The 10,398-nt window shown below is 70.8% G+C and carries 10 protein-coding genes and 1 riboswitch; of the genes, 6 read left to right on the top strand and 4 right to left on the bottom strand.

From position 1 onward, the window contains the following. Positions 1 to 377: 377 nt before the first annotated feature. On the bottom strand, positions 378 to 1,052 hold the full coding sequence (locus tag ABT078_RS03340) for an AAA family ATPase (RefSeq protein ID WP_351223286.1): 675 nt from the start codon (positions 1,050 to 1,052) through the stop codon (positions 378 to 380). Positions 1,053 to 1,180: 128 nt separating this feature from the next. Next, positions 1,181 to 1,278: riboswitch (glycine riboswitch) on the top strand. A gap of 150 nt (positions 1,279 to 1,428) precedes the next feature. Here ABT078_RS03340 and gcvT point away from each other — a divergent pair. The 4 genes from gcvT to ABT078_RS03320 all read left to right on the top strand — a co-directional run bounded on the left by gcvT (position 1,429) and on the right by ABT078_RS03320 (position 5,817). Continuing rightward, positions 1,429 to 2,553 carry a glycine cleavage system aminomethyltransferase GcvT gene (gene gcvT / locus ABT078_RS03335; protein WP_351223284.1) on the top strand — a complete coding sequence of 375 codons (1,125 nt, stop codon included), beginning with the start codon at positions 1,429 to 1,431 and terminating at the stop codon, positions 2,551 to 2,553. Between the two features lie 65 nt (positions 2,554 to 2,618). Further along, on the top strand, positions 2,619 to 2,993 hold the full coding sequence (gene gcvH, locus ABT078_RS03330; protein ID WP_351223282.1) for a glycine cleavage system protein GcvH: 375 nt from the start codon (positions 2,619 to 2,621) through the stop codon (positions 2,991 to 2,993). 24 nt (positions 2,994 to 3,017) lie between these two features. Further along, positions 3,018 to 4,292, top strand: coding sequence for a serine hydroxymethyltransferase (gene glyA / locus ABT078_RS03325; protein WP_351223280.1), 1,275 nt, complete (start codon positions 3,018 to 3,020; stop codon positions 4,290 to 4,292). A gap of 157 nt (positions 4,293 to 4,449) precedes the next feature. Further along, complete coding sequence (locus tag ABT078_RS03320; protein ID WP_351223278.1) at positions 4,450 to 5,817, top strand: L-serine ammonia-lyase; 1,368 nt, start codon at positions 4,450 to 4,452, stop codon at positions 5,815 to 5,817. A 75-nt stretch (positions 5,818 to 5,892) separates the two neighbouring features. Here the strand turns inward: ABT078_RS03320 and ABT078_RS03315 are convergent, their stop codons facing one another. Next, the gene (locus ABT078_RS03315; RefSeq protein ID WP_351223276.1) at positions 5,893 to 6,108 is read right to left on the bottom strand and encodes an EF-hand domain-containing protein; all 216 of its coding nucleotides are present in this window, start codon (positions 6,106 to 6,108) and stop codon (positions 5,893 to 5,895) included. A 95-nt stretch (positions 6,109 to 6,203) separates the two neighbouring features. Here ABT078_RS03315 and ABT078_RS03310 point away from each other — a divergent pair, with 95 nt between their 5' ends. Then, on the top strand, positions 6,204 to 6,845 hold the full coding sequence (locus ABT078_RS03310) for a GNAT family N-acetyltransferase (RefSeq protein WP_351223274.1): 642 nt from the start codon (positions 6,204 to 6,206) through the stop codon (positions 6,843 to 6,845). 43 nt (positions 6,846 to 6,888) lie between these two features. On the opposite strand, the gene ABT078_RS03305 is transcribed toward ABT078_RS03310, so the two are convergent. Both ABT078_RS03305 and ABT078_RS03300 read right to left on the bottom strand, forming a co-directional pair. Beyond that, on the bottom strand, positions 6,889 to 8,061 hold the full coding sequence (locus ABT078_RS03305) for a YncE family protein (protein WP_351223273.1): 1,173 nt from the start codon (positions 8,059 to 8,061) through the stop codon (positions 6,889 to 6,891). Continuing rightward, complete coding sequence (locus ABT078_RS03300; protein ID WP_502981149.1) at positions 8,061 to 8,861, bottom strand: polysaccharide deacetylase family protein; 801 nt, start codon at positions 8,859 to 8,861, stop codon at positions 8,061 to 8,063. The genes ABT078_RS03305 and ABT078_RS03300 overlap by 1 nt, the downstream gene beginning before the upstream one ends. A 439-nt stretch (positions 8,862 to 9,300) precedes the next feature. On the opposite strand from ABT078_RS03300, the gene ABT078_RS03295 reads away from it, so the two are divergent. Beyond that, positions 9,301 to 10,377, top strand: coding sequence for a hypothetical protein (locus tag ABT078_RS03295; RefSeq protein ID WP_351223271.1), 1,077 nt, complete (start codon positions 9,301 to 9,303; stop codon positions 10,375 to 10,377). Positions 10,378 to 10,398: the final 21 nt, after the last annotated feature.

The raw sequence follows: 10,398 nt of genomic DNA, 5'->3' as shown, positions 1-10,398 counted from the left end.
GCGGACGCCCGGGCCCGCCGGGCGGTACCGGCTCACTCCGAGCCCGCCCGTCGCTTGGGATACCGGCGTACGGAGCCTGTCCGACGCTTGAGGACGGACGCCCGGGCCCGCCGGGCGGTACCGGCTCACTCCGAGCCCGCCCGTCGCTTGGGATACCGGCGTACGGAGCCTGTCCGACGCTTGAGGACGACGCCCCCGCCCACCGGCAGCACCGGACACACCCCGAGCCCGCCCGGCACGTGAGCTACCGGCATGTGCGGAGCCCGTCCCGCACTTGGGGACGGACACCCCGGCCCGGCGGACGGTGCCGGGCGCCGCCCGGGGGCCCGGTTCTGCCCGCCGCGGGCAGGGGAAGGCCCGTCGCAGGCGGCGGCGCCTCAGGGCGTCGGTGTGAAGCCGATGCGGGTCAGCGTCGTCGCCGCGTCGCGGTCGAGGAGGGTGGCGGAGGCGCAGCCCGCGGGGAGGTGGCCGCGCTCCGCGTCGCGGACGAGCCGGGACACGGCATACCGGTGCCGGCTGAATGCGTACGGCGACACGCCACGGCCCCGGTCCCGCTGACCCGCACGGGCGACCGCAGGGCTGACGTCGAGGAGCAGCAGATGCAGCGCCCGCCCGCGCCGCCGTGCCTCGTGGGCCAGCCAGCGACGCACCCAGGACTGGGTGCCGCAGTCGTGGACGACCACACCCGCGCCGGAACGCAGCGCGCGCCACAGCCCGACGTAGTGGGCGACGCGGACCAGCGGGCGGTACACCGCGTACGGCACGAGCCGCGGCATTCGCTCGTCCCAGCGGTCCCGGGTGTCCTGGGAGTCGATCCCGCCACCCTCGGCGGCGCCCCGGATCAGCGTGGACTTGCCGCTCCCGGGCAGCCCGGAGATCACGACCACGTCGCCGGGGGCGAACATCAGGCTCCGCGGGCCGCGCCCCCCACGCTCCCGCAGGTCACGCACCACGGGCGCGGGCATCCCCAGCAGCCCGCGGGCGGGCACGCCGGTCTGCACGCGCACACCTGATGTTGTCGTCATATAGGCACCTGACCGCTGCAACGTCATCGCTCTCCCCCTTGTCGGGTCATCGGGACCCTGCCCAGGAAGCTTAAAGAAAAGGTAATGACCAACAAGTGATTTGCCGATCGGAGCGCCCGTGCAATGATGTCCGCGCAAACTGCATACCGGCCGCTTGAATCCGCGCGGGAGAGTCCTGGCCACTTTGTGCGCCGGGCGCCGAAGGAGCAAGTACCTCCCTTGAATCTCTCAGGCCCCGTACCGCGCGCGATGAGGCAGATCTGAAAAGCGAGTCGCAGGTCCTGTGACTCCACCCAAGGTGCAAGTCGCGATCACCCGCATACGTGGTCGTGATGAACCTCTCAGGTTTCGATGACAGATGGGGAGGATCGTCCTCGCCAGTCATGCCCTGGGAGCCCTATCCATGAGCACCACCCCCCGTCTGACCGCCCTCGATGCGCTGCACCGCTCACTGGGCGCGACCATGACCGATTTCGCCGGCTGGGACATGCCGCTGCGGTACGGCAGTGAGCGTGACGAGCACACCGCCGTCCGCACCAAGGCCGGTCTCTTCGACCTCTCGCACATGGGTGAGATCACCGTCACGGGACCGCAGGCCGCCGCTCTTCTGGACCACGCGCTCGTCGGCAACATCGGCGGGGTCTCGGTCGGCCGCGCCCGCTACACGATGATCTGCCGCGAGGACGGCGGGATCCTGGACGACCTGATCGTCTACCGCCTCGGCGAGGCGGCGTCCCCCGAGTACCTCGTCGTCGCCAACGCCTCGAACGCGCAGATCGTCCTCGACGCCCTCACCGAGCGTGCCCAGGGCTTCGACGCCGTCGTACGCGACGACCGTGACGCCTATGCGCTCATCGCCGTACAGGGACCCGAGTCACCCGGCATCCTCAAGTCGCTCACCGACGCCGACCTGGACGGACTGAAGTACTACGCCGGCCTGCCCGGCACCGTCGCCGGCGTCCCCGCGCTGATCGCCCGCACCGGCTACACGGGTGAGGACGGCTTCGAGCTCTTCGTCGAGCCGCAGCACGCGGAGAAGCTGTGGCAGGCGCTGACCGAGGCCGGTGCGTCCGCCGGGCTCGTGCCCTGCGGCCTGTCCTGCCGCGACACGCTGCGCCTGGAGGCGGGCATGCCGCTGTACGGGCACGAGCTGACCACGGAGCTCACCCCCTTCGACGCGGGCCTCGGCCGGGTCGTGAAGTTCGAGAAGGAGGGTGACTTCGTCGGCCGTACGGCCCTGGAGGCCGCCGCCGAGCGCGCCGCCACGAACCCGCCGCGCAAGCTGGTCGGCCTGATCGCCGAGGGCCGCCGGGTGCCGCGCGCCGGGATGCCCGTCGTCGCGGGCGGCGAGGTCATCGGCGAGATCACCTCGGGCGCACCCTCCCCGACCCTGGGCAAGCCGATCGCCATGGCCTATGTCGACGCGGCGCACGCCACGCCGGGCGCCGAAGGCGTGGGCGTCGACATCCGCGGTACCCATGAGCCGTACGAGGTCGTGGCGCTGCCCTTCTACAAGCGCCAGAAGTAGCCCTCGTAGTTCACTCCAGCAGCCCCCATCAGCAGCACTCCCCCGCGTACAGGAGAATTCAGGCCATGAGCAACCCCCAGCAGCTGCGCTACAGCAAGGAGCACGAGTGGCTGTCGGCCGCCGAGGACGGCGTGTCGACGGTCGGCATCACGGAGCACGCGGCGAACGCACTCGGCGATGTCGTGTACGTCCAGCTTCCGGAGGTCGGTGACACGGTGACCGCGGGCGAGTCCTGCGGCGAGCTGGAGTCGACCAAGTCCGTCAGCGACCTGTACTCCCCGGTGACCGGCGAGGTCGTCGAGGCCAACCAGGACGTGGTGGACGACCCGTCGCTGGTGAACTCCGCCCCGTTCGAGGGCGGCTGGCTGTTCAAGGTGCGCGTGGCGGAGGAGCCGCAGGAACTGCTCTCCGCGGACGAGTACACCGAGTTCGCCAGCTGACCAGACACCCTTAGGGATCGCGTGATGTCGCTTCTCAACACCCCTCTCCACGAGCTCGACCCGGACGTCGCCGCCGCCGTCGACGCCGAGCTCCACCGCCAGCAGTCCACTCTGGAAATGATCGCCTCGGAGAACTTCGCTCCGGTCGCGGTCATGGAGGCCCAGGGCTCCGTCCTCACCAACAAGTACGCCGAGGGCTACCCGGGCCGCCGCTACTACGGCGGCTGCGAGCACGTCGATGTCGTCGAGCAGATCGCCATCGACCGCATCAAGGAGCTCTTCGGCGCCGAGCACGCCAATGTGCAGCCGCACTCGGGCGCCCAGGCCAACGCCGCCGCGATGTTCGCGCTGCTGAAGCCCGGCGACACGATCATGGGTCTGAACCTCGCGCACGGCGGGCATCTGACCCACGGCATGAAGATCAACTTCTCCGGCAAGCTCTACAACGTGGTCGCGTACCACGTCGACGACGCCACCGGCCAGGTCGACATGGCCGAGGTCGAGCGGCTCGCCAAGGAGTCCAAGCCGAAGCTGATCGTCGCCGGCTGGTCCGCGTACCCGCGCCAGCTGGACTTCGCCGCCTTCCGCCGGATCGCGGACGAGGTCGGCGCGTACCTGATGGTCGACATGGCCCACTTCGCGGGCCTGGTCGCGGCGGGTCTGCACCCGAACCCGGTGCCGCACGCCCATGTCGTGACCACGACCACCCACAAGACGCTGGGCGGCCCGCGCGGCGGTGTGATCCTCTGCACGGCCGAGCTCGCGAAGAAGATCAACTCCGCGGTCTTCCCCGGTCAGCAGGGCGGCCCGCTGGAGCACGTGATCGCGGCCAAGGCGGTCTCCTTCAAGGTCGCGGCCTCCGAGGAGTTCAAGGAGCGCCAGCAGCGCACCCTGGAGGGCGCGAAGATCATCGCCGAGCGCCTGGTCCAGGACGACGTGCAGCAGGTGGGCGTCTCGGTCCTGTCCGGCGGCACGGACGTCCACCTGGTCCTCGTCGACCTGCGACACTCGGAGCTGGACGGCCAGCAGGCCGAGGACCGGCTGCACGAGGTCGGCATCACGGTCAACCGCAACGCGATCCCGAACGACCCTCGCCCGCCGATGGTCACCTCGGGCCTGCGGATCGGCACGCCGGCGCTCGCGACCCGTGGTTTCCGGGCCGAGGACTTCCGTGAGGTCGCCGACATCATCGCCGAGGTGCTCAAGGCGCCCTCTCCCTTCGGGGCGGCCGACGGTGAGGCCCTCAAGGCACGCGTCTCGGCGCTCGCCGCGAAGCACCCGCTTTACCCTGGTCTGTAACAGCCTCTGACGGCTGCCGCACCAGCCCGAAGGAAAACAAACGGGGCACCGCACACACTTACCGGGTGAATGCGGTGCCCCGCACCACGTACCGCCCGTTCGTTCTTCTGCACCACCCTGGCGGACAACGGCGTCTACCACCCCTAGGAGTACCCCCGTGGCCATCTCGGTCTTCGACCTGTTCTCGATCGGCATAGGCCCGTCCAGCTCCCACACGGTCGGCCCGATGCGGGCGGCCGCCCTGTTCGCCCGCCGTCTGAAGAACGAGGGCCTGCTGGCCCACACCACCGCGATCCGGGCCGAGCTGTACGGCTCCCTGGGTGCGACCGGCCACGGCCACGGCACCCCGAAGGCGGTCCTCCTGGGCCTGGAGGGGGAGTCCCCCCGCACGGTCGACGTCGAGACCGCCGACGGCCAGGTCGAGCGGATCAAGAGCAGCAAGCGGATCAGCATCCTCGGTGTGCACGAGATCGACTTCGACTTCGACGAGGACCTGGTCCTGCACCGCCGCAAGGCGCTGCCCTACCACGCGAACGGCATGACCCTCTGGGCTTACGACGCCGAGGGCCAGTCGCTGCTGGAGAAGACGTACTACTCGGTCGGCGGCGGCTTCGTCGTCGACGAGGACGCGGTGGGCGAGGACCGGATCAAGCTCGACGACACCGTGCTGAAGTACCCCTTCCGCACCGGTGACGAGCTGCTGCGGCTCTCCCGCGAGACCGGTCTGTCGATCTCCGCGCTGATGCTGGAGAACGAGAAGGCCTGGCGGACCGAGGAGGAGATCCGCGAGGGGCTGCTGGAGATCTGGCGGGTCATGCAGGCCTGCGTCTCGCGCGGCATGTCCCGCGAGGGCATCCTGCCCGGCGGCCTCAAGGTCCGCCGCCGCGCCGCCACCACCGCGCGCAAGCTGCGCTCCGAGGGCGACCCGCAGGCCCTCGCGATGGAGTGGATCACCCTTTACGCGATGGCGGTGAACGAGGAGAACGCGGCGGGCGGCCGCGTCGTCACCGCCCCGACGAACGGCGCCGCGGGCATCATCCCGGCCGTCCTGCACTACTACATGAACTTCGTGCCCGGCGCGGACGAGGACGGGGTGGTCCGCTTCCTGCTCGCGGCCGGTGCGGTCGGCATGCTCTTCAAGGAGAACGCCTCGATCTCCGGCGCCGAGGTCGGCTGCCAGGGCGAGGTCGGCTCGGCCTGCTCCATGGCCGCGGGTGCGCTCGCCGAGGTGCTGGGCGGCTCCCCGGAGCAGGTGGAGAACGCCGCGGAGATCGGCATGGAGCACAACCTGGGCCTGACCTGCGACCCGGTCGGCGGCCTGGTCCAGATCCCGTGCATCGAGCGCAACGGCATGGCGGCGGTGAAGGCCGTCACGGCGGCGCGGATGGCCATGCGCGGCGACGGCAGCCACAAGGTCTCCCTGGACAAGGTCATCAAGACCATGAAGGAGACCGGCGCGGACATGTCCGTGAAGTACAAGGAAACGGCTCGAGGCGGTCTCGCGGTCAACATCATCGAGTGCTGAGGCCGGTCCCCGGTCCTGGACATGGCACGGCCCCCGGCGTGATCGCCGGGGGCCGTGCCATGTCCGCGGGTGGCGTCAGCCCTTGTTCAGGGACGCCCAGAACTCGTCGAAGGTCAGCAGGCCGTCGCCGTTGCCGTCCTTCGCCTTGATGACGGCCTCGGCGACGGGCTCGGTCACGTGGAAGTCGCCCAGCTGCGCCATGACGCTCTTGTACTCGGCGGCCGAGATCATTCCGTCGCCGTTCAGGTCGTACCGCTCGAAGGCCTTGCGCGCCGACTCGATGTCCGCCACTGGACCCACCCCTTCTTCGTGCATTACTGACGGGAGTCAGGTTATCGGCGCGGGCCGGGCGGCATGTCCTGGGGGCGTTGGGAGACCATGGAGGCATGAACGAGGCGCTGGCACGGATCCTGGAGGCGGCGGCGCGCGGCGAGTTCCCGCCGCCGGACGGTACGACCACGGTGATCCCGCAGCCGAATCCCCGGGACGCCGGCGTGCTGGCCTTCACCGCGCACTCCGTGGTGTTCACCGACGAGGATCCCGGGTGGATCCGCGCCGCCCTGACCGCCACGGCCGGCGACCCGCTCGCGGCGAGCATGAACCCCGCGTTCCTGAGCGCGCTGATGGCCAGGACCGGCCGATCCATGAACACGATCGACCTGCTGACGGTCGCCCCGGCCCGCGCGGGCCGTCCTGAGCTCCCGCTGCGTGAGATCCGGGACCAGGCGCATCCCCGCGTGGCGCGCGCCCTCAAGTTCCGTGACGACGTACGCGTCTGGGCCGCGGACGGCGGCGTGCTGGTCCTGGGCCGCGGGGTCGCCGGCCGCTGGGAGGCCGCGGTCGAGGTGGAGCTGGCGGCGCGCGGCGCCGGACTCGGGGTCGAACTCGCGCTGGCCGCGCGCCATCTGGTCCCGGGCGGCGGACACGTGTGGGCGCAGCAGTCGCCGGGGAACGCCCGCAGTGTGCGGACCTTCCAGCAGGCGGGGTTCCGCCCGGTCGGCTCCGAGGCACTCCTGATGGCCGGGTGACGCGGACGCGGTCCCGTCCCTCCGGGCCGGCGGAACGTCCGGGTCAGCGGAACACACCCGTATGGCCGAGCGAGTACCGCCCGGGCTGCGGATAGACCGCGAGGCCGTGAGGGCCGCCGCCGACCGGGATCCGGGCCAGCTGCTCGCCGGTCGTGGTGTCGATGGCGTACACCTCGGAGTGGTAACGCCCGGACAGCCACAGCACCTTGCCGTCGGCGGAGACGCCGCCCATGTCCGGGGAGCCGCCGTCGGGGAGCCGCCACTTCTTGGTGAGGTCGTCCTCGGCGAAGTCGAAGATGGAGATGGTGCCTTCGCCGCGGTTGGTGATGTACATCTCCTCGGAGTCACGGCTGATGTAGAGGCCGTGGGCGCCCTTGCCGGTGGGCAGCAGGGCCGGGGTGGTGAACCGCTCGCCGTCGAGCACCCACACGCCGTGGGCCGTCATGTCGGCGATGTAGAAGGTCTTTCCGTCCGGCGAGATCTTCACGTCCTGCGGCATCGCGCCGTGGAACGGCAGCTTCTGCTGGGCGACCACCTCCATCCGCTCGGTGTCCACCTTGAGCAGTTCGCCGGAGAACTCGCAGGAGACGATGAAGTACCGGCCGTCGGCGGAGAAGTCGGCGTGGTTGACGCCGTAGCAGGACACCGGCTCGGTCTTGGCGATGGCCATGGTGTGCGGATCGCGGAAGACCAGTTCGCGGTCGAGCGATGCCATGACGACGGCGTACCGGCCGTTGGGCGTGAAGTAGAGGTTGTACGGGTCGTGCACGTCGACCGGCTCGCCGGCCCGGCCGGTGGCAGGGTCGATCGGGGTGAGGCTGTGGCCGCGGTTGTTGTTCACCCACAGGGTCTTGAGGTCCCAGGACGGGACGACGTGCTGCGGCTGGACGCCCACCGGGATGGTGTCGACGACCTTGTACGTCTCGGGATCGATGACCGAGACCGTGTTGGAGAGGGTGTTGGGGACGTACACCCGCGACGGGAAGTCCGCGACCACTGGCGACAGCCTGCCGGGACGGTTGGCGGCGTAGACGTCGCTGGGGTCGACGAGCGGCGGCATGCCGGCCAGCCCGGCCGGCACGGCGGACGTCGTCGACGGGACCGGCGGGGCGAGCTCCGTCTCGCGCCGCTCCGCGGGGCCGGTGCAGGCCGCGGCGAGCACGGCGAGTGCGGCGGCGGCGAGAAGCGCCGTGGATCGCTTGGTGGGGTGCGGCATCAGGTCAGCAGCTCCGTGGTCGTCACCGCACGCAGGCCGCGGCGGTCCAGTTCGTCGAGAAGGGCGGGCAGCGCGGCGACCGTGTCCGGGTAGCCGAAGTGCAGGCTCACCACCGAACCGCGCCGGGCCGCGTCGGTGACGGTGCCCGTGATCGCGGGCGCGCCGGGTGCGGTGTGGTCGAGCGAATCGATGTCGTACGAGAGCGTGTGGGGATAGCCGGCCCGGGCGGCGAGGCGCTGGACGAGCGGGGTGGCGTACCGCGTCCGGGAGGGGCGGAACCAGCTGCCGATCGAGCCGGTCAGCCGCCGCAGCCGCTCCGCGCAGCCGGTGATCTCGGCATACGCGTCGGACTCGGCCATCGACGAGATGTCGAGGTGTCGCAGCGTGTGGTTGCCGAGCTCGTGGCCACCGTCGAGGACACGCCGGGCGAGGTCCGGGTGCTCGTCGAGCCAGGTGCCGACGGCGAGCACGGTGATCCGGGCGTCCGCCCGCTCGGCCTCGGAGAGCAGCGCCCGGGCGGTGCCGGGATCGCCCCCGCCGTGGAAGGTGAGGGCGACGGCGGGGCGGTCGCGCGGGCCGTGGGTGATCTCGGCAGGCTGGCCCGGGATGCGGCGGGGGCCGGGCACGGAGGACGACCGGTGCGCGGAGGGCGACGGTGACGCGGCTTCCTCGGGGGCGGCGGGTGGGTGCGGGGCGGGCGGACGGCCGGTCTCCGTGCATCCGGCGGCGAGCACTCCGGCAAGGGCCGTGCCTGCGTGTGCAGCGGCGCGCAGGGCGTCGCGGCGACCGATCCGATTCACGCGATCACGGTAAGTGCGACCAGGCCGAAAGATAACGATTTGCCCACTTCGGGGCCACCACGGGTCGCGACCCGGGATTCGAGGAATCTCCCGAGTCAACTCATACTTATTCGTCGTTTACTAGGTCGGTGGCTCATTTCACCTTGGATTCACCTTCCCGTTGCACCGATATGTAACGAATTGCTCCAGTAGGGACTTTTGGCAGTAAGGCCACCCGTCTGCCATAGTCGGTGCCACGACCCCCATTGACCCGGGCCAGGTCGTCTCAGCGGTCGTGGATCACACCCCCAAGTCCACGGCCGCACGCATGAAGCCCCCTAGGCGCCGCACGACGGCAACAGGGGGCTTTCGTGCCGGCGCCTCGCGCATCCACCACCTCGACACAAACGTGGCCGGTCCGTGCGTCTTCCGTGACCAGGACCAGCGATGATCACTCTTTGTGATCAGAGACATCCTCGCCATCGTCGGCTTGCCCATCCTCATCTGGGCGGTCTACGACGTCACCCGCAAAACACTGCTCCAGCGCAGGGCCAGGTCCGGTATCGACGCCGCCGCCTATGGGCTCGTACCCCGCGAGGAGCTGGACGCGCGGCGGGCCGGGCCGCCGCGGGAGCACGACGACGAGGTCAGCCGGGTCGTCGAGGCGGCCTGGCAGGGCGCGTGGGAGCCTGCCGCGGCGTACCTCACCGATGCCGGGGAGGACTGGGAGCTGCGCTGGGACCGGCTGCAGCTGCTGGCCGAGGTGGCCGCCGAGGACGAGCAGTGGCTGCGGGCGTGGCGCGCGAACCGGCCGGACGACGCGTCCGCCGTCGCCGTGCACGCGGCGGCACTGCTGGGCCGGGCCTGGGAGGCGCGCGGCACCGCATATGCGAACAAGACCTCCGACCAGCAGATGGCGCTGTTCGCGGAGCTGCTGCCGACCGCGATGCACGCGGCGCAGGAGGCGGCCCGGATGGCGCCCCGCGACCCGTCCCCCTGGGTCACGATGGTCACCGCCGCGCGGGGACTGAACCTGCCGCACAAGCAGTTCAGGGAACTGTGGGACGAGCTGGTGGCGCGGGCTCCCCATCACTACGACGCGCACTGGCAGGCTCTGCAGTACTGGTGCGAGAAGTGGCACGGCTCGCAGCCCGACATGTTCGCGTTCGCCGAGCGGGCGATGGAGTCGGCTCCGCCCGGCAGCCTGCTGCCCGCCATGTATCTGCACGCTCTGGACGAGGCGGCGCGACAGCGGGGCAACGCGGTGTACCAGGGCCGCAAGGTGCGGACCAAGGTCACCGAGGTGCGGCAGCGGCTGGCGCTGGTTTCGGCCGACGACCGCGGGCTTCCCGGCGTGCGGCATCTGCTGGCGGCGGCGCTGGTCAAGGGCGGTCGCCATACGGAGGCACTGGAGCAGTTCCGGCTGATCGGACGCTGGTGCGGGGCCGATCCCTGGGCACGCAGCGCCGATCCCGCAAGGGAATTCGACCACTGGCGCACCGTCGCGGCGCTGGGGGCAGGACGGCCGGGCCGATGAGCTCGCGCGCCGCCCGGGTCT

It is taken from the genome of Streptomyces sp. NPDC002133, from assembly GCF_040296405.1.
Classification (GTDB): domain Bacteria; phylum Actinomycetota; class Actinomycetes; order Streptomycetales; family Streptomycetaceae; genus Streptomyces.
The sequence above is the reverse complement of the archived record's forward strand: the minus strand, read 5'-3'. Positions and strand labels throughout refer to the sequence as shown.

What these genes read in the sequence shown, in the direction of transcription:
- ABT078_RS03310 (WP_351223274.1), top strand. Translation starts at nt 6,204, where the DNA reads ATGAACGAGGCGCTGGCACGGATCCTGGAGGCGGCGGCGCGCGGCGAG.
- glyA (WP_351223280.1), top strand. Translation starts at nt 3,018, where the DNA reads ATGTCGCTTCTCAACACCCCTCTCCACGAGCTCGACCCGGACGTCGCC.
- ABT078_RS03305 (WP_351223273.1), bottom strand. Translation starts at nt 8,061, where the DNA reads ATGCCGCACCCCACCAAGCGATCCACGGCGCTTCTCGCCGCCGCCGCA.
- gcvT (WP_351223284.1), top strand. Translation starts at nt 1,429, where the DNA reads ATGAGCACCACCCCCCGTCTGACCGCCCTCGATGCGCTGCACCGCTCA.
- gcvH (WP_351223282.1), top strand. Translation starts at nt 2,619, where the DNA reads ATGAGCAACCCCCAGCAGCTGCGCTACAGCAAGGAGCACGAGTGGCTG.
- ABT078_RS03340 (WP_351223286.1), bottom strand. Translation starts at nt 1,052, where the DNA reads ATGACGTTGCAGCGGTCAGGTGCCTATATGACGACAACATCAGGTGTG.